Here is an 18,214-nt window from a genome sequence, read left to right on the forward strand (position 1 = left end):
ACTGCGTGAAGCTGCGTTCTGTATTGTTGATCTTGAAACCACCGGACTGGATCTGACCACAGACACGATCATCAATGCGGCCGCCGTCAAAATCAAAAAAGGCCGGATCACCAAAATCTACGAAACTTATGTCAAGCCGCCGACGTCCATTCCGCCGGAGTCGATTCAATTTCACGGCATTACCGACGATATGCTGGTGGATAAACCGAGCATCGGCGAAGTTCTGCCGGAGTTTATGACCTTTATCGGTGACAGCATGATCACCGGTCATCATATTAATTTCGATCTGAAAATGCTTGACCGCCACCTGCGCGAAAACTACGACTGCAACCTTGAAGGGGCACCGTGGCTGGATACCATGTTATTGCACAAATTGGTGATGGAGAATAATACCAGCACCCAGCTCGATGATCTGCTCAATGTGTATTGTATTGACTGCGAACAACGCCACCGGGCGTTGGGAGACTCGATTGCCACGGCAAAAGTGTTTCTGCGCATTCTTCACGAACTGTCCAACTCGTATCAGACGCTCAATGATCTGTACCGGGCGCAACAGGACATGTCACGGAAGGAAAACATGTAATGGTTCATCCCAAGCTGAATTATGAGCGGAGAAAAATCTCCGCCCAACAATATGAAGAGTACCAGGCTCAATCGGCGTCGACATTGTTCGATACGCTGGCCCAGAAGTATATTGAATGGCACGAGCCGTACCGCAAGGTGCTCGATAACATGGCGCCGCCCTATTACCGTTGGTACACCGGCGGTAAACTAAATGTGTATCATAATATTCTCGGCCGCCATCTCGAAACTGAGCGGCGCAATAAAGCGGCGCTGATCTGGCGCGGTGCCAATTTTGAGGAACGCACCTATACCTATCAGACTCTGGCCCATGAAGTGCTGGCGATGATCAATGGTCTGGTTCATCTCGGCGTGAAAAAGGGCGATCGGGTGTTGCTGTTCATGCCGGATATTCCGGAAACCGTCATCGCCATGATCGCCTGTGCCAGTATCGGCGCGATTCATGTCGCTTACCACATGGCCTATTCGGCCGAAGCGCTTGCCCAGCGCCTCAACCATTGCCAGGCTAAGTTTATCATCACCTGTGACGGCGCCCATCAGCGCACCCGTTCCCTTAAAGGCGTGGTCAACGAAGCTCTGGAACGGCTTGATTACGAGATCAATCACTGCATTGTCGTCAACCATACGCACAAGCAGGTATTGATGCGGCCGCAGCGCGATATTTGGTATCACGACCTGATCACTGATCCGGAGTTCTCCCGTGGTGCCACCGTTGATCTGGTGCGCCATGCCGACGAGCCGCTGTTCATGATTTACACCTCCACCAAGTCCAAGAAGCCACGTGCCGCCGTGCACAGTCTCGCCGGTTATCTGGTGTGGGCGCAGTTCACCACCGAGTTGCTGTTCGATCTTGACGACATGGATATCTTCTGGAATACCGCCGATCTGGTGTGGGTCAACGGTCATACCTACAGTGTCTATGGACCGCTGGCACTGGGCGCGACGCTGTTTCTTTACGAGGGGACCATCTCCTACGAAAATACCCAGTTTTTCTTCGATTATCTCGATAAGTTCCATGTCACCGTGCTCTACACGACGCCGACGATCTTGCGCAGTGTCATGCGTGCTAAAAGCACCAAACGCTATCTCAACCGTTCCAGCAACTCGTTGCGTCTCATTGGCTGTGGTGGCGAGAAAATCAGCGAAGACCTTTACGACTGGACCCAGTTTGAACTGACCAATAACCGCAACCTGCCGATTACCCAGATCTGGGGACAGACCGAAACCGGTGGCTGCCTGATTGCCGGGGTGCCGGGGGTACGTGGATTTGAAGACGATACTATGATGGCACCGCTGCCCGGCGTTGAAGCCCGCCTTGTCGATGCCCAGGGCCATGTTCTTGATCAACCGGGTGAACCGGGGCGTCTGGTGCTGGCGACACCATTGCCATCGATGTTGCAGGATCTTTACAAAGATGAGGTGGGCTACCAGCAGACGTTCTGGAAAAAATATCCCGAGCGTACCTATTTCAGTACCGGTGATGGGGCGATCTATGATGACAAAGGCAACCTCAACCTGACTGGTCGCCTCGACGATATTCTCAGTACCGGTGCGGGACGGCGCAGTCTCGACGAAATCGAGGAGACCGTGTTGACCATGAAACGGGTGCGCGAATGTGCGGCCATCGTCATCGATCATCCGTCCCAGGGCTATATCCTCGTCACCTATTGCGTGCTTAAGGATTTTCGTGACGAAAGTTATCGCGAAAAAACCCTGCGTGAGGTCCGTGAGCACATTATTGAAGAGATCGGTGAGTTGAATTTGCCGGATAAAATTCGTTTTACCAAGTATCTGCCCAAGACCCCGGACAACCGGGTCAACCGCGATCTTCTCAAAGAGATCGCCTTGCAGATGGAGGGCATTTGATGTCCTTGTAACCTCGTACGTATGGGAGAACAATGGCGTTCTTTTTCCCCAATGAAGCACAGCGGCCCCATTACCGCCAGCTTTATGGACGGCTGTCCGCCGTCGAGCGTGGCATGGTGCTGCGTGAATTCATTGGGGTAACATATCGGCGACGTTTTCACTTTTTTCGCCGAAACCGCTATGCCCATCCGCAACAAGCCTTCAAACACAACCTCAATGAAGCGGCCCGTCGTCAGCACCGTCGTTTTTGTATCTCCCGGCGGATCTGGCGTAAAAAATCCATTACCCGTGCCTACCTGCCGCTGATTTTTCGCCATTACATTCTAGGTTTTCTGGTGCAACGGCTGCGCAAACAGTATGGCGACCAACTGGCTGCGGAGCCGGGCTGTTATCCCGATGCACCGCTAGTGTTGGCCGCCCTGGAGTGGCTGGTGGCGCATGAGTCGCTGGTTGATGCCCTGGTGGCGGAGCAGGTCGATCAGGTGATGGAGGAGGGCAGTCGCCATCTCTATCTCTATTGTCTGCGCGCCTATGTGGTGGTGCGTTCCTGGGTCAAAGACGACGAACTCGCTGAAGCCGTGGATAGAACCCTGGCCTGTTGCTCTGGCGGCAGTGTTGCTCTGGGTGCCGAGCTTGAATTCAGTAACCTTGGTCACCGCGCCGCATTTGAGCACTCCTTTGGTCGCCACCGACAGGATGCGCAATTTCATAATTTCATCTACTTTCACCAGTTCTTTCTAGGGGATGTCACTTGGCGGCTCGGTGGTTACCTCGACCACCACGTGCGTTTGCGCCGTTATTTGCCCGTGCCGTGGATCGGTGGGTTCTTCGAATACAATTTGGTACGCATGGATTATCCGCGCAATTTCTCCATGCCGCTGACCCGCGATGCCGGATTTCTCGCCCGCTACATTCGGCAGGTGATGGCGTTTAATCTCCAAGTTGCGCCGCACAGTCTGCATCTCAATGTCGAGTGTGTGCCGTCTGATTCGTTGCAGGTGCCGGAGTTTGGCGATTACCTGTGTCTGTTGCTCCTCGGTGGCGATTTGGTGGTGACGGAAGATGGACAGGTGCAGGAGCGGCGCTTTGCCCGCAATGAGCTGATCAAAATGATTCAGCAGCGTGATCATCTGTCGCTGTTTGACGATCAGCGCCATCGCGTCAGCGAGTTTGCGTTTTTGCGCCTGAAACGTGATCGCTCCCACGAAGACTGGCAGATGTTGATTCTGGTTCTGGCCGGGTTTAACCGCGTCAGTGATCTGGAGCGTTACTGCCTTGAAGCTCAGGGCGAGTTGCTGCATTGGGCGCATCAGCCAAAACCGGTGGCACAAGAGTCTATTCAATCCTTTCTCGTCAAAGTTGAAGCTGGTCTCCGGGCCGATGCGTTTCTGTCTGAATCGTTTATTGGTGCTCAGCTCGACCGCGTCCAGCACCAACTTGTCGAAAAAAACAACTGGCTCAATGATTTGATAACATAATCCCCCTCCCCCCGCTTTTTTTTGCTCTGTCGCACACATATCACTATCTTATTTGATGAAAAAATACTTAAATGATAATTGACAATCATTGCTTATAGATGCAATGGTTCTCAGTGTTTGTCGCCTGCTGTTTTTTAATGCGAGGTGGCGCTTGATTGACTTGAAGTTGAGAATGGGGGAGAACCAGTGAAGCTTTCAGCGTTGGTGTGGAAGGGGGCAACCGTCCTTATCGGGGTTGTTTTGATGTCTGCTTGCTCGGGGGGAGGGAGCTCCTCTACCGGTACGACCACAATAACCACATATCCGTTCGGGGTTGAAGATTCCGTTGTCGAAACCGATACCAATGAAGATGGTTATTGGGATGTCCGTGAAACAACCAGCCATACATTGAATGGCGCACTGCAGGTTGTTGAGATTACAACAACCACTGAATACGATGACAATGGCGATGGCCTAACCGATCGGCGCGAGGTGGTGACAAACAGCTATGATCCTGAAACCTTGTCATCATCAACCGCAGCAGCGACAAGAGTTGTTGATGGGCTCGGTCTGCTGGTCGGCGTTGTCACGGAATCTTATGGCTACGATGATGTGACCGGACAGGTTGCCTTGTATGCTGAAGAGGGTCGGGACGACACTTATCGCTACGACGCGGATGGAAATCATCTCTCCACAACCTGCCTTCATTGGTTCGATGACGATCATGACGGCAGCGTTGATAACCATGCAACTCTGGAACAGATCAGTTCCTATGATGCCTCAGGAAACATCCTGGTCAGTACATCTATCGAAGAGCATGATACGGATGCTGACGGTGTCAGCGATTATGAACGTGAACAACGTGTCACCTATGTTTATGATGCGGAAGGCAGCCCCTTAAGTCAAAGTGTTTATTATCGGTACGATGACGATGGCGACGCCGGCAGTCTTGAACCTGAGATTCAGGAAGCCGTTATCTCGTATGACTATGTTTATACCGATGGGGTCATCACTCAGCTCATGCTCAGCCTTGTTGCTGAGGGAGAAGAAGAGGTCGCCATAACTCTCCAATCTGTCTATGACGATGAGGGCATGTTGGTGGCACAGAGCTATCAACCCGTCAGTGACGACGAGTCGACGGTGGTGAGAGAATTTTCGGCCCAATATGCCTATGATGAAGCAGGTCGCATGACCTCATGCATTATGGAGGAGAAAATTCGGCTTGCGGACAGTGCTTCATGGCAGCATGTTCGTCAGTATGGCTACCTCTGGGGCTATGACAGCGATGGGCTCCTGACGACTGAAACGGCGTGGACGCGCGTTGAATCTCCAGAAGGAAGTGTGCCGCTGGAAAGCTACTCATATAGTACCGAAACGTTTGAGTACGAAAATGGTCGGCCGATTCGTATTTGTCTGGACGAATACACCGATGCCGACCTGGACGGCGAACTGGATTATATCAGTTTGCGAACCGAATCGACCTACTCGTATCATCTGTGGTTTTTGAGCTCACGTGTGGTGACCAATTCTTACGATGATGATGGCGATGGCACCTTTGATCGTGTTCTTGAGGCCGAACGCCGCGATTATCTCTATGAGGGCAATCTTCTGGTGGAGGGAACGATCACGACAGAAGATCAGGAGGAAGCGTTCTATCTTGATTATGACAACCAGCAACGGTTGCTTGGTTACCGTTACACCAACGATGAAGATGGCGACAGCGTGGTTGATACTGATATGACTCTTGCCTTGGATTATTCGGTTGCCGGTGTTGTTACAGGGGTATTTGAGAAAAACGATGGAGCGCTTGCCACTGGTTTGTTGGAGGTCGGTCTGGTCGACAATGTTGATCTGCAAGGGACGGATCTCTTCAGTGTCGGGGAGGTTGACGTGGACTATCCCATTTCGCAACCGGTATGGGACGGGCCGAGATTTGATGTGGATACACGAAGTTATTCGCTGATCTTCCCTAATCCGAAAGTCTTGAGCTTGCTTGATGATGGTATCGTCCTGGACGGACTGCTGCCACACTGATTCTTTGGTTTTGTGATCTGCTAAGGCGCACTTTTCGGGGTGCGCCTCTTCTCTTTTGCCATGTTGTAACAGCCTTTTGTTGGTTTTTTAGTGAGAACCTATTCCTCCTCAACCTCGCGGGTAAACAAAACAAACGCCATCCCCGGCCGCTTGCTCCCCTCATACATGGCAAACTGAATCCGCTCAAATTCCCATCCCTGGCTGACCCATTCATTAATGGTGCGTTCCAGGGTTTCATCGGTTACAATAGAGGTCTCTGCAACCTTGTATTCAACCATGTGATGTCCTTTCTTGTTTCTATGATGAGGTAAAATTATGGCCATTGCCGGTAGTCCGAAAAAACTCGCCCAAGATCTTGCCGAAGGCTACATGAGTATGACACCGCCCATGTTGCGCCAATATACCGCGACGGATATGAAAACCATCCTCAATAATATTGCCATTGTCCTGCGTGACTTGCGTCAACAGACCATTCCTGCTGAGGATGTTATGGCCATCAAGCAGCGTAATACCAAGATGTCGCGTTTGAATCAGGCGTCGGTGGTGATTCGCAGTTTTTGTAAGAAGCGGAGGATTCCTGTTTAGTACAATGTAGCAAAACCGGGACTGTCCCCGCACGGGGGCTGTCCCAGGCTTTTGCGGCGCGAACCTCCATCGTATCTTGGTCCGTAAACTCTTTGGTTACAAAGGTCTTTAACGCTTCAACTGCTTGCTTTCTTAAGCCACATCCGTTTGTGCAGCTTGGTGCCCACGTGACGTGGGCTTCCGCGCCCACACCTCGGGTCCCTTTTGCGTCGACAAAAGGGACGCAAAATCGACTCCCAAGGGGCTGTCCTCAATCAGAATTCACGGAGTTGTTGCAGATCTTTTTCACGTCAGACTGCGTTATCCCTCGTCGCTATAGAACCACTATCGCTCCTCAGTCTGCCTTGCTGACGCAAAAAATCTCAAGCAACACCACTCGTTCACCTGATTAATAACAACCCCAGTGCGCCCTCCGGGTTCCCTCTCTCCATTCACTTACATCGTGATGTCAGCAAAAACTCGGCCTGTTCAATTTTAGTAGCCGTGGGGCGGGCAACGCCCGCTCCCTCTTTGCTGAGGTGCCAGCACAACTTCGTTGAGCAGAGCAATGACGGTTATCACCGTCAATGCCATAGCTGATGATGCGCACGATTCGTTGACCTCAAGGGCGACGAGCCGAATCCGTGAAGCATTCCGGAAAGCGATTCATCCTATCTTAGTCAAGAAATCGTTGTGAATCCCAGCCGGTTTTTGCTTCCTTTTGGGCGGCAAGCCAAAAGGAAGTCGCCTGCCGGGGCGAAACCCGGCGACCTTGACTTTAAGATTTTATCCGTCAAAAAAACGTCCCTAAAACTCCGCATGACCCGGCGTACGCGGAAACGGAATCACATCACGGATATTCTCCATACCGCTCAAATACATGATCAGCCGCTCAAACCCAAGACCAAACCCGGCATGCGGGCAACTCCCCCAGCGGCGAATGTCGAGATACCAGTCGAGGCTTTCCGGTGCCATGTCCAGCTCTTCCATCCGGGCGGTCAGCACGTCGAGCCGTTCTTCACGTTGGCTGCCGCCGATGATTTCACCGACGCGCGGCACCAGCAGATCCATGGCTGCCACGGTTTTGCCATCCTCGTTGGCGCGCATGTAAAACGCCTTGATCTCCTTGGGGTAGTCGGTGACAAACAACGGGCCGTTGACCACCTGCTCACACAGGTAGCGCTCATGCTCCGATTGCAGATCCAATCCCCATTCCACCGGGAATTCAAAGTTTTGACCACTGTTTTTCAGCTGCTCAATCGCTTCGGTATAGGTCATGGTGCTGAAAGTCGCATCGGCCAGGGCGGTCAGCTTGTCGAGCAAACCTTTTTCAATGCGATCATTGAAAAATTGCAGATCTTCTGCGCAGTGTTCCAGAGCGTATTTGACCAGATAACGTAAAAAGTCTTCCGCCAATTGGCAGTCGTCGGCCAGGTTAGCAAAAGCGATCTCCGGTTCAATCATCCAGAACTCCGACGCGTGGCGGCTGGTGTTGGAGTTCTCCGCGCGGAAGGTTGGGCCAAAGGTGTAAATGTCGCTGAATGCCGTGGCAAACAGTTCGCCCTGCAACTGGCCGCTGACGGTCAGGCCGGTGCGTGCGCCGAAGAAATCCTTCTGCCAGTCGATGCGACCGTTGTTTTTCGGTGGGTTTGCCGGATCAAGGGTGGTCACACGAAACAGCTCTCCGGCACCTTCGCAATCGCTGGCCGTAATGATCGGCGTGTGCACGTAGAGAAAGTCGCGCTGCTGGAAAAATTGATGCACCGCGTAAGAGAGCGCATTGCGCAGCCGAAACACCGCGCCAAAGGTATTGGAACGCGGCCGAAGATGGGCGATACTGCGCAGGTATTCAAACGTGTGGCGTTTTTTCTGCAGCGGATAGCTCGGGTCGGCGTTGCCGATGACGGTCAGTTCGCTGACGTGTAGTTCCCAGCGTTGCCCTTTGGCTGGTGAATCAACCAGGTTGCCGCTGGCCTTGATGCAGGCGCCGGTGCCGATGTGGGCCAGCTCGGCAAAGTTGTCCACGGTGCGATCCGCCACCAGTTGCAGCGAGGCAAAGCACGAGCCGTCATTCAGCTCAATAAAACACACCTCTTTGCTGGCACGCAGGGTGCGCACCCAGCCTCGCACTTCAACGTTTTGCTGTGGTGCTTCGGCTGCGAGCAGTTTTTTTAATCGCATGATAATTCTCCATGGTCGAATGATATCATTATAGAACTATGTCTCATCTTTTGACATGTTGGCTAACCGATTGATGCCAAAGATTTTTTATGGCTTTTATCCTTAAAAGAGTTTTGCCTTTTAAGACCACAATGATAAACTGTTTGAACTTTCCCAGACATCTGACCGCCGGAGGCATTTATGTCCGACCTCAGTCTATTGCGTGACCGTGAGCCATTCAGTCATCTACCCGATGAGTTGTTTGAACAGCTTCGAGCTTCCGCCAGTATAAAAAAATTCCCGCAACACTTCCATGTTTTCAACCAGAACGATCCGTTTAACGGCAATTTGTACGTGATCAAAGACGGTCTGGTCGAGATTACCGTGCTGACCCCCGGTGGCGAAGAGATCGTTGTTGATTACCGCCACCCCGGTAGTACCTTCGGTTGTACGCCGTTGTTTACCGGCGATCCGTACACCGGTGGTGCGCGCACCGTTAAAAGCACGGAGTGCTTCCTGCTGCCACAGCCGCTGGTGGTGGATGTGGCCGACAAGGTTCCCCGCTTTAAAGCGTATTTCAACCACATGGTCGTTGATCGTGTACGTCATCTCTATGCCGACATTGTTGCCGAGCATAGCCAGAAGGCGCTGACACAGATGGAATCCTATCCATTTAAAAAGCGTCTGTCCGAGATCATGAGTGCGCCGGTGTTGCACTGTCGTACTGAGGCCTCAGCGCGTGAGATTGCTGAACTCATGAGCCAACATCAGGTGCGCTCCGTGGTGGTGACAGACGATGGTGGCAGTATGGTCGGCATGGTCACCTGCCGCGACGTGATCGGTAAAGTTCTGGCGATTAAAGGAGCCGATGCCGAGACCATCACGGCCAGTGAATTGATGGCCGAAGATCCCGTCTCCATGTCGCCGCAGACCTATATGTATGAGGCCATGGCCTACATGTCCGGGCATAAGCTCAAGCACCTGCCGATTGTTGACGGTGGCGAACTGGTCGGCATGGTGTCGATGAGTGATCTGCTGCGGTATCGCAGCCAAAAAGCCATGATCATGATCGGCAGTGTCGAAGAAACCGACACCATCGATGGTCTTGCCGCCATCCATCGCAGTCTGGTGCGGGTGGCGTCGTCGCTGTTATCCGAGACGCGCAGCGCGCCCGAAGTGATGGAGATTCTGTCCTATATTCATCATGCCCTGATCAAGCGCACCTTTGAGTTGTGCTGGCAACAGATGATCGATGAAGGCCATACGCCGCCCAATGTCCGTTACTGCTTTTTGATTATGGGCAGTGGTGGTCGTCGTGAAATGTTGCTTGGTCCGGATCAGGATAACGGCTTTATCTTTGAGAACTTTCCCGACTGGCAGCAGAAAGAGGTCGATGATTTCTTCATCCCGCTGGCCGATAAGCTGGTGCATGCCTTGGATGACGTGGGCTATCCACTGTGTGAAGGCGATGTTATGGCCAGCAACGAGGCCTGGCGCGGCCGTCTCATCGATTGGCGCGCGCGGATTGACGACTGGGCCGCCAACCCCGAGCCGCACAAGGTGCGCTACTCGTCAATCTTCTTCGACTTTACGCCGCTAGTTGGTGATGCCGGGTTGGCGCACTCGCTGCAGAGCATCGTCTTCCAGTCGGTGCGCGAATATCCCGGTTTCCTATACCATGTTATGCAGTTGAACCTGACCCACAAGGTGCCCACCGGCCTGTGGGGGCGATTTACTGTTGAGAAGAGTGGCGACAACAAAGGCAAGCTGTCCTTGAAGAAGGGTGGCTTGGTGTACATTGTCGATTGCTTGCGTATGTTTGCGTTGGAACATGAGATTCGCGCGCTGACCACACTTGATCGGCTACGGCAGTTGACCGAAGAGCACGTGTTTGCTGAAGAGACGGCCGAGCATATCCGGGTGGCGTTCGAGGCGTTGTCGTTCCTGCGTTTGCGTAATGAGATCAGCTTGCTGCAAAACGGTGAACCGGCCAGTAATTATATTGATCCCAATGCTTTGAGTAAGACGGAACAGGATTTGTTGCGTAGTTCGTTTGATGCGGTGAGTAAGTTGCAGAGTGCTACGCGGAGTCATTTTGGTAAGGGATTGTCGTAGCCTATCCTGAGTCTTTTAGGTGTGGCAGTAGAGTTCCTTACTCGTTATTAGTGGTTCAGTACGTGGAACGCATTGCAAAGGCCAGCATCATCCCTTCACCAACATGGTGCCCACGTGACGCGGGCTTCCGCGCCCGCACGTCGGGCCACTTTTGCGTCGACAAAAGTGGCGCAAAATCGACTCCCGGGCTTCGCGCTCTTCGAGTTCCCTCTCTCCAGTCTCTTACGCCGTGATATCGGCAAAAACTCGGCCTGTTTGCAACAGTCCTCAAACAGTTTGCCGAAAATCATCACGGCGACGTTCCTTACGTTCGGCGCTGCAGTACGGGAGGGCATGGCTGCTTAGTTCGATGAGTGGTATTATTTACAAGTTATACGTTTGCAATCTGAGTGCTATTTGTAGAAAAGGTCCTCAATGGTTTTATCACTGAGAAAACGCTGGCGTCAGGAAAACGAGCTGCGCGCCCGCGATGTGGACGACTGCGCGACGTTCTTTTTTTACGGCAGCCTGATGGAGCGGTTCAGCAACTTCAACCGCTACATCAAAAAGCGCGTCAACACCATCCGTATCGGCTACTGCCGTGGTTATCTCTACAATTTGCCCCTTGGCTTTCCCGGCCTCATCGTGCCGGAAGATCCTTGCTCCACCCTGGTGGCCGGTGAGCTGATGACCTTTGACGATCCGCTCAAGGTGATCAAAGTGCTCGACCGGCTCGAAGATTATCTCCCCACCCGCGAACATCGCAGTATCTACCTGCGCCGCAAGATGTCCCTGATCTGCGAAGATCCGGCTCAACCCGGCCAGCTCAGCAAAGTCGATGCCTGGGTGTATACCTATCCCGAATCCCACCTGAGTAACCAGCACCACCGCGAGGTGCGTATCCAATGCGGTCAATGGAAGGCCTTCAACGGCCCGGCCCGCCCTGAATCCGAACTTGATCAGATGTATGAACGCCTCAGTTATTGTGATGTGAATCAGCAGGTGATGGTTGATCCGTTGTTGCGTGAGGAAGCATTGTTGCAGGAGGTCTTGACCCATCATCCGTGTCATGAGTTTTGTGAAAATCGTGAGCAGTGTGGGTGGGGTAAGCGGGAGAGGTAATTTGATTTGCTATGATGGATGCAGCTTTAACTCTGCAGACTGCAAAGGGATAGGAGGCGGGGCTGCCATATTTAAATTAAAAAGGGGACCGATAAAACGGTTCCCTTTTTAATCTGCCTAAGCCAGTAGTAGTCTAAATACTTTTGATGATATCTCCTCTTTTACTGTCGTATTCTTCTTTTGTTATTAAACCCTCCTTGAAAAGCTCTTTCAGCTTTGCAAGTTTTTCTCTGTGGTTTATCTGGTGTGAAGAATCAGAGTTGATAAAAGACCTTATGTATTCATCGTTAATTATGCTAGCGATAGTTTTTGTTATGGCAAAGTTACATGCCTGAGCAAGCCCGATTCCAGAATTGTTATGTTCTTGAAAGGTTTTAGTTGTACCGTCGCTTGTTTTTACTTTAATAGTAGATGTACATCCTACGACCATAAAATAGTCACTAAAATAGAAATTTTCTACAGAAACAAAGATTTTCTTTTTTGAGTCTTTATTGTTTTTAATGCCTTTTTTGTTTAGCTCACTTTCTAGTAAATTTATAGTAGACTCAGTTGCTTTATGTAGATCAACATTCAATAGTGAATTTTCTACTTTAGCAGATTGAATGTCCTGTTCGTTGACAATGTTTATTGATGAATTCGATCTAAAATTTGTAACCATACCAGACTTCATTGGGTATGGTTTCGCCGAATAAGAACAACCGGAAAGTGTAATTATGAATAGAAACAGAATCGTATTTCTCACAAGGCCTCCATGTCATTTTAAGTTTGAAAAAGAAGATACCGTAACAAAAAGGGTTGCCTTGTAAAATATATTTAATCATTTGGCCGTTGTTATCATTAAGGGGCACAAGATGCTCTAAGGTCGCACTTAGCACGGGGGATCGAGAAATCGGTTCCCCGCTCTTGTCTGTGGCAAATAATTTCTTTAACCCGTGCTGATTCTTGAAAATGAGGTCATGGCTGTTACGCTATTTAACATTACGAACCCAAACCAAAAGGATACGCTATGGCAACTCGAAACGAAGTCTATAAATGTGCAACATGCGGCAATGTTCTCGCTATTTTGACGGGTGGGCAGGGTGAGCTTATTTGCTGTGACGCTCCTATGGAACTCATGGCTGAAAATAGCACGGATGCAGCCCATGAAAAGCATGTGCCGATGGTTGTCGGTATCCTTGACGACATTGAGGTTTCTGTGGGGAGCGTTGCACATCCCATGCAGCCTGAGCATTATATTGAGTGGATTGAGCTGTTGACGGATCGTGTCAGTTATCGAGAATTCCTGAAACCCGGAGACACACCGGATGTCAACTTTTCAGTAGACACCGAGGACGTTACTGCGCGTGCTTATTGCAACCTGCATGGGCTATGGAAAAGTAAGCCCTAAGGATAATAACTGCCGTAACGGGCCGCTTTGCCTCTCTGAAGTCATCACAACAGGGGAACCGAGAAAATCGGTTCCCCTGTTTTTTTATCAGATCACAGAGTCATTAAATTTTGCCTGTTCTAAAAATGAATGATATATTCATTTTTAAGTGTTTGTAGGGGTAGGGGACGTAGTTGATATTTTGACATTCCTTTAGAACCACGCTTTGCACAAGAGTGTTACTCCCTCAATAACCTCCTCTTCTTCCAACCCACTAAATCCCAACTGAATCAAACTGTCTGCGGCCTTCTCCGGCTGCAGCCAATATTGCCGAGTCGGATAAACTTTGACCTGAAGCGCGGCGGCTTTTTGGATCAAATCCTCCTGCAGCGTTTGATCTAAAACCTCGACAAGCAGATGCAACCCGCCACCTGCACCATGAATCTTAACGCGCTCGCCCATCATTTCACGAATCGTTCGCACTAACACGTCGTGCTTTCTTTTATTCTGCAGGCACATTTTCCGTAAATGCTTTTCCCAATGGCCCTGTGCCATGAACCGGGTCATCACCTGCTGTTGCAACCACGGCACGCTGGGGTTGTAGCGGGCAAAGGCGGTTTGGTATTTGGCTAGGAGGCGTTGCGGCAGGATCAGATAGCTGGTGCGTAACGCTGGCGATAGGGCTTTGGAGAAGGTGCCGAGATAAATTACCCGTCCATTCCGATCAATCGATTGCAGCGCCGGGATGGGGCGGGTGTGGTAACGCAGCTCGCTGTCGTAATCATCTTCGAGGATGACGCCGTCCACCTGCTCAGCCCAACGTAACAACTCCATACGCTGATTGATCGGCATGACACATCCGGTGGGGAATTGATGCGACGGGGTGATGTACACCATCTTGGCGGGGCTGTGTTGCAGATCGTCCAGACTGATTCCTGATGCGGTCACCGGAATGGGCGCAATATCGTAGCCATGATTTTGAAACACGATGCGGGTAAAGTCATAGCCGGGATCTTCCATGGCCAGGATGCGGTTGTCGTCACTGAACAGGGTGCAGATGAGGCCGAGAGCATCCTGCAGGCCGTTGCACAGCACGACTTGGTCCGGCGTGCTCACAATCCCGCGCGAATCGTGCAGATAATCGATCAGTTCACGGCGCAGCGCCAACTCGCCTTGCTTGTCGCCGTAGGCGCAAATGTTTTCCGACTCAAAAGAAGCCAGAGCTTCGGCGGTTAAGCGTCGCCAGATCTGGCGGGGAAATGATTCTGACGGCAGGTTGCCATATTGAAAGTCAAATTTGTAGTTTGCGCTCTTCTTTGATGAACAGTCTGGCTGAGCCTGTTGTTCCTGCCGTCCTGAGTTGGCGATTCTGGCCATGGTTTTGTACGGACGATCCAGCACGGTTTCCTGAATATCCTGCACGATAAACCCGCACCCTTGTTTGCTGACGGCATAGCCTTCGACGCATAGCTGTCCGTAGGCGTTTTCGACCGTATTGCGGCTGATGCACAGTTCTTTCGCCAGCACGCGCATGGCGGGCAAACGTTTTCCTTGGCTCCACTCTCCGGCAATAATCTTCTGTTTCAGTTGCTCGTAAAGCTGTTGATAGAGCGGTTCTTTGTGGTTTTGGTTGAGATAGATCATGACGACTCCATGGAAATTGTCCCTATAAAATATCTCAAAACTGGCACTTATTAAAGTGATAATTGTGCAATAGGATTCACAGGAAATCGTCGTGATATTTATTCCCGAACTTTGCTTAAACCCAAAAGGAGGAGTGGACATGCGTAGAAAAGATTTGAAAATTTCATCCACAGAAGAAATCGAAGCGATTATCAAGCAATCCAACGTCTGTCGTCTGGGGCTGTGTGACGGTGACACACCCTATGTGGTGCCGTTGAATTTTGGCTATGAGGATGGGAAGTTTTATTTTCATTCAGCGGCTGCGGGCCGTAAGGTCGATCTCCTCAAGGCTAATCCCAAGGTGTGCCTTGAATTTGATATGGAGCTTGGATTGATTAAACACGAAAAAGCCTGCAACTGGGGCTTTCGTTACAGAAGCGTGATTGTCACCGGCCATGCAACTGTGCTCAACGGACTTGAAGAGAAAGTGCAGGCGTTTAATATCATCATGAAAAATTATTCGGACAAGGACTATACCTTTCCCGAAAAGGTCTTAGGAAGCACCTTTGTCTTTGTTGTTGATGCTCAGGAAATTTCAGGTAAGCAGACCGACGAATCGACGATTGTCGATTGATAGAAGAAAATGTTTCCCAGTTTTCTCCTTTCTCTATCTATTGATGTCTAATATAGTCGTCAAAGAGTTGCATTGACGCCATTGACGGGCGCAACGTTTTGCCCGTCTCTGTTTGTCGTCCCTGACGGTAGAAAGGAAAATGGAACATGTTTAGCTCGGAGTTTTTGCTGACGTCACTTGTTGTGGTTTTGATCCCGGGGACTGGTGTTATTTATACCGTTTCCACGGGACTCTTTCATAGCCGGCGTGCGAGCATCGCCGCGGCATGTGGCTGTACAGCAGGAATTGTTCCTCATTTAACGGCGAGTATCTTGGGGCTGTCAGCGATCCTTCATATGAGTGCTGTCGCGTTTCAGGCGGTAAAGTATGCCGGGGTTCTCTATCTGCTGTATCTTTCATGGTCGATGTGGCGGGAGACGGGTTTGCTACAGGTCAATGCCCCGGAATCGGCCAGGAGTTTGCGGCATGTGGCCATCAAAGGATTTCTGATTAATATTCTGAATCCCAAACTGTCGATATTTTTTCTGGCGTTCCTGCCGCTGTTTGTTGCACCGGATAGCGCATCCCCCGCGCTGCAGATGTTAATTCTCAGTGGTCTTTTTATGCTCATGACGTTGGTTGTTTTCATCCTGTACGGACTCCTGGCGACGTCCGTGCGCAGATATATCGTCAATTCCTCAAAGATTACGGGTTTTCTGCAGAAATCATTCGCGGCTATTTTTGCCGCCCTTGGTTTAAAGCTGGCTTTGACTGAACGATAACAGGGGATTGAAAAACGCTCGCGAGGTTAAAAATAAGGGGGAAAGCCATGGTTATCCGTTCCGCAGAACTTTCCGACACGCAAAAAATCGCGGCAACGCACAAAGCCTCGATTGAAGGGCTTTGTGCGGACTCTTATGATGCACAATCGATTGCCGGTTGGGTGGCAATCCTGTCACCTGCGATCTATGAAAGTGCCATAGAGGATAAGGTCATGATTGTGGCGGAAGAACAGGGTGACATCCTTGGTCTGGGTATTCTCGATATCGAACAAGCAATCATCGGAGCGGTTTATATCCATCCGAAAGCCAAAGGTACAGGATGTGGCTGGAAGCTCTTGTCGGAATTGGAAGCAATTGCCTTGAAAAACAAGGTCACTGAGCTGACCCTCTTCTCGACAATCAATGCGTTGGGTTTTTACCAACGCCATGGATATGTCCGCATGGAAAAAGCCTTCCATAAACTACCCAACGACGTAAAGCTGGAGTGCGTCAAAATGCACAAGGTGCTCTAGGAGCATGGTTTGAATTGAACCATTTGTAATGTCCGCTCTTGTCCGCTTTTGTCTGTGGCTAAAAAATTGGAGGCCGCAGAATATACCTTTGTAAGGTGTTTTTTATAAAGCAAAGGCGTGCAAGTTTACTGTTTGATTAAATTCAAAACTGAAGTTGATAACTCGTACTGCGCCCGCCAGCAGGATCTTTGGCCAGGATATGACGAGAAAGCAGGTCGTTGATATCACGCAAGGCGGTATCCTGAGAGCATTTTTCAAGCTTGGCCCATTTTGACGAGGTCAGCTTGCCGGTAAATCCATCCAAGAGTCGGTTGAGGATATCCCGTTGACGGGCATTGAATGGCTCATGCGCATGAGACTCCCAGAAGCGGGCTTTGATCAAAATCGCTTCGAGGGTTTGTTCGGCGGCTTCAATGGACCGCTTCAGACAGCCCAAAAACCATTCAACCCATAAAGAAATGTCGAGATCGCCTTTTTGACAGCGTTCGAGGATGTCATAGTACTCTTTACGTTCCTGTTGGATACGGGTCGACATGCTGTAAAAACGCAACGGACTTTGCTCTGAGCGCGCCAGTAGCATATCGGCTATCGCACGCGCCAGGCGACCATTGCCATCGTCAAAAGGATGGATGGTGACGAACCAGAAATGAGCAATGGCCGCCGCAATGACCGGGTCTGTCGGGCTGGGAGCATTAAACCAAGCGAGGAAGCGCTTCATTTCCGCATTGAGTCGCTCAAAGCTCGGGGCCTCGTAATGGACCCTCTCTTTTCCGAACGCCCCGGAAATAATTTGCATCGTACCACTGGACGCATCACGCCACTGGCCAACCTGGATGCGTTGCAGGCCGCTTCGTCCTGTGGGGAATAGGGCTGCATGCCAGCTGCACAGTCGTTCTTGATCTAATGGTCGCTGATAGTTTCTGGTGGCATCAAGCATGACTTCCACGATGCCTTCCGCGTTGCGATCAATCGTTACGGATTCTCCGCGATCAATCCCCATTCTGCGGGCGATGGACGAACGGACCTGCTCGCGGTTAAAGGTTTCACCCTCAATTTCACTGGTTTTTAAAACGTCTTCCGTCAGAATTTGCAGCCCGGCTTCCTCGCGCAGGGCAAATCCCAATGCGTCCATGCGGCCGAGCAGCCGTCCTTGAAGATGGCGGACTTCGGCGAGGAGAAAAGCCAGCTTTTCCCGATCCCAATAAAAATCAGGCCAGTGCTGTTGTTGATGGATATACATATAACCCCCGCATGATATAAGGAGATTGTGCCCCGTATTCTCCGCATTGGCAAGCATAATCTCTGCATATCGTGCAGTGATTATGCTTGTTGTCGTTAACAAAAGGTCACGATTTTGATGGGTTGCCCTTGTCCGCTCTTGTCTGTGGCAAATAATTTCTTTAACCCGTGCTGATTCTTGAAAATGAGGTCATGGCTGT

The 18,214-nt window shown here is 50.8% G+C and carries 16 protein-coding genes; 11 read left to right on the forward strand and 5 right to left on the reverse strand.

From position 1 onward, the window contains the following. The 4 genes from DACE_RS10720 to DACE_RS10735 form a co-directional block, all read left to right on the forward strand. Positions 1–583: 3'-5' exonuclease (locus DACE_RS10720; RefSeq protein ID WP_040367126.1), on the forward strand; the 583-nt coding region annotated here is incomplete at its 5' end. After that, positions 583–2,448, forward strand: a complete 1,866-nt coding sequence (locus DACE_RS10725) for an AMP-binding protein (RefSeq protein ID WP_006001127.1) — start codon at positions 583–585, stop codon at positions 2,446–2,448. The genes DACE_RS10720 and DACE_RS10725, both read left to right, overlap by 1 nt. Before the next feature lie 32 nt (positions 2,449–2,480). Further along, positions 2,481–3,926, forward strand: coding sequence for a hypothetical protein (locus DACE_RS10730; protein WP_006001129.1), 1,446 nt, complete (start codon positions 2,481–2,483; stop codon positions 3,924–3,926). Positions 3,927–4,169: 243 nt separating this feature from the next. Next, the gene (locus DACE_RS10735) at positions 4,170–5,939 is read left to right on the forward strand and encodes a hypothetical protein (RefSeq protein ID WP_006001131.1); all 1,770 of its coding nucleotides are present in this window, start codon (positions 4,170–4,172) and stop codon (positions 5,937–5,939) included. A gap of 98 nt (positions 5,940–6,037) precedes the next feature. Here the strand turns inward: DACE_RS10735 and DACE_RS10740 are convergent, their stop codons facing one another. After that, entirely contained in the window at positions 6,038–6,217 is a 180-nt protein-coding gene (locus DACE_RS10740) for a hypothetical protein (protein WP_006001132.1), read from the reverse strand. Between the two features lie 37 nt (positions 6,218–6,254). Here DACE_RS10740 and DACE_RS10745 point away from each other — a divergent pair, with 37 nt between their 5' ends. Next, positions 6,255–6,524, forward strand: a complete 270-nt coding sequence (locus DACE_RS10745) for a hypothetical protein (protein WP_006001134.1) — start codon at positions 6,255–6,257, stop codon at positions 6,522–6,524. Between the two features lie 786 nt (positions 6,525–7,310). On the opposite strand, the gene asnS is transcribed toward DACE_RS10745, so the two are convergent. Then, positions 7,311–8,684: an asparagine--tRNA ligase gene (asnS, locus tag DACE_RS10750; RefSeq protein WP_006001136.1), complete on the reverse strand. Its 1,374-nt coding sequence runs from the start codon at positions 8,682–8,684 to the stop codon at positions 7,311–7,313. Positions 8,685–8,864: 180 nt separating this feature from the next. Here asnS and DACE_RS10755 point away from each other — a divergent pair, with 180 nt between their 5' ends. Then, a complete protein-coding gene (locus DACE_RS10755; protein WP_006001137.1) occupies positions 8,865–10,778 on the forward strand; it encodes a putative nucleotidyltransferase substrate binding domain-containing protein in 1,914 nt (637 codons plus the stop codon). A 414-nt stretch (positions 10,779–11,192) separates the two neighbouring features. Continuing rightward, a complete protein-coding gene (locus tag DACE_RS10765; protein WP_006001138.1) occupies positions 11,193–11,879 on the forward strand; it encodes a gamma-glutamylcyclotransferase family protein in 687 nt (228 codons plus the stop codon). Between the two features lie 133 nt (positions 11,880–12,012). Here the strand turns inward: DACE_RS10765 and DACE_RS10770 are convergent, their stop codons facing one another. Then, positions 12,013–12,621, reverse strand: a complete 609-nt coding sequence (locus DACE_RS10770) for an SHOCT domain-containing protein (protein WP_006001141.1) — start codon at positions 12,619–12,621, stop codon at positions 12,013–12,015. A gap of 264 nt (positions 12,622–12,885) precedes the next feature. Between DACE_RS10770 and DACE_RS10775 the strand changes: the two genes are divergently transcribed. Beyond that, positions 12,886–13,266 (forward strand): desulfoferrodoxin, encoded by a 381-nt coding sequence (locus tag DACE_RS10775; protein ID WP_006001143.1) that lies wholly within the window; start codon positions 12,886–12,888, stop codon positions 13,264–13,266. 192 nt (positions 13,267–13,458) lie between these two features. Here the strand turns inward: DACE_RS10775 and pdxR are convergent, their stop codons facing one another. Then, the gene (pdxR, locus tag DACE_RS10780) at positions 13,459–14,889 is read right to left on the reverse strand and encodes a MocR-like pyridoxine biosynthesis transcription factor PdxR (protein ID WP_006001145.1); all 1,431 of its coding nucleotides are present in this window, start codon (positions 14,887–14,889) and stop codon (positions 13,459–13,461) included. 139 nt (positions 14,890–15,028) lie between these two features. Here pdxR and DACE_RS10785 point away from each other — a divergent pair, with 139 nt between their 5' ends. From DACE_RS10785 to DACE_RS10795, 3 genes are all read left to right on the forward strand, one after another. Continuing rightward, a complete protein-coding gene (locus DACE_RS10785) occupies positions 15,029–15,502 on the forward strand; it encodes a pyridoxamine 5'-phosphate oxidase family protein (RefSeq protein WP_006001147.1) in 474 nt (157 codons plus the stop codon). Between the two features lie 146 nt (positions 15,503–15,648). Continuing rightward, positions 15,649–16,263 carry a LysE family translocator gene (locus DACE_RS10790; protein WP_006001150.1) on the forward strand — a complete coding sequence of 205 codons (615 nt, stop codon included), beginning with the start codon at positions 15,649–15,651 and terminating at the stop codon, positions 16,261–16,263. Between the two features lie 47 nt (positions 16,264–16,310). Continuing rightward, entirely contained in the window at positions 16,311–16,775 is a 465-nt protein-coding gene (locus DACE_RS10795; protein WP_006001152.1) for a GNAT family N-acetyltransferase, read from the forward strand. Positions 16,776–16,917: 142 nt separating this feature from the next. Here DACE_RS10795 and DACE_RS10800 read toward each other — a convergent pair whose 3' ends face one another. Next, on the reverse strand, positions 16,918–18,015 hold the full coding sequence (locus DACE_RS10800; RefSeq protein ID WP_006001154.1) for a Fic family protein: 1,098 nt from the start codon (positions 18,013–18,015) through the stop codon (positions 16,918–16,920). Positions 18,016–18,214: the final 199 nt, after the last annotated feature.

Origin of the sequence: Desulfuromonas acetoxidans DSM 684 (assembly GCF_000167355.1) — a bacterium.
GTDB lineage: Bacteria > Desulfobacterota > Desulfuromonadia > Desulfuromonadales > Desulfuromonadaceae > Desulfuromonas > Desulfuromonas acetoxidans.

What these genes read in the sequence shown, in the direction of transcription:
- DACE_RS10725 (WP_006001127.1), top strand. Translation starts at nt 583, where the DNA reads ATGGTTCATCCCAAGCTGAATTATGAGCGGAGAAAAATCTCCGCCCAA.
- DACE_RS10730 (WP_006001129.1), top strand. Translation starts at nt 2,481, where the DNA reads ATGGCGTTCTTTTTCCCCAATGAAGCACAGCGGCCCCATTACCGCCAG.
- DACE_RS10735 (WP_006001131.1), top strand. Translation starts at nt 4,170, where the DNA reads ATGTCTGCTTGCTCGGGGGGAGGGAGCTCCTCTACCGGTACGACCACA.
- DACE_RS10740 (WP_006001132.1), bottom strand. Translation starts at nt 6,217, where the DNA reads ATGGTTGAATACAAGGTTGCAGAGACCTCTATTGTAACCGATGAAACC.
- DACE_RS10745 (WP_006001134.1), top strand. Translation starts at nt 6,255, where the DNA reads ATGGCCATTGCCGGTAGTCCGAAAAAACTCGCCCAAGATCTTGCCGAA.
- asnS (WP_006001136.1), bottom strand. Translation starts at nt 8,684, where the DNA reads ATGCGATTAAAAAAACTGCTCGCAGCCGAAGCACCACAGCAAAACGTT.
- DACE_RS10755 (WP_006001137.1), top strand. Translation starts at nt 8,865, where the DNA reads ATGTCCGACCTCAGTCTATTGCGTGACCGTGAGCCATTCAGTCATCTA.
- DACE_RS10765 (WP_006001138.1), top strand. Translation starts at nt 11,193, where the DNA reads ATGGTTTTATCACTGAGAAAACGCTGGCGTCAGGAAAACGAGCTGCGC.
- DACE_RS10775 (WP_006001143.1), top strand. Translation starts at nt 12,886, where the DNA reads ATGGCAACTCGAAACGAAGTCTATAAATGTGCAACATGCGGCAATGTT.
- pdxR (WP_006001145.1), bottom strand. Translation starts at nt 14,889, where the DNA reads ATGATCTATCTCAACCAAAACCACAAAGAACCGCTCTATCAACAGCTT.
- DACE_RS10785 (WP_006001147.1), top strand. Translation starts at nt 15,029, where the DNA reads ATGCGTAGAAAAGATTTGAAAATTTCATCCACAGAAGAAATCGAAGCG.
- DACE_RS10790 (WP_006001150.1), top strand. Translation starts at nt 15,649, where the DNA reads ATGTTTAGCTCGGAGTTTTTGCTGACGTCACTTGTTGTGGTTTTGATC.
- DACE_RS10795 (WP_006001152.1), top strand. Translation starts at nt 16,311, where the DNA reads ATGGTTATCCGTTCCGCAGAACTTTCCGACACGCAAAAAATCGCGGCA.
- DACE_RS10800 (WP_006001154.1), bottom strand. Translation starts at nt 18,015, where the DNA reads ATGTATATCCATCAACAACAGCACTGGCCTGATTTTTATTGGGATCGG.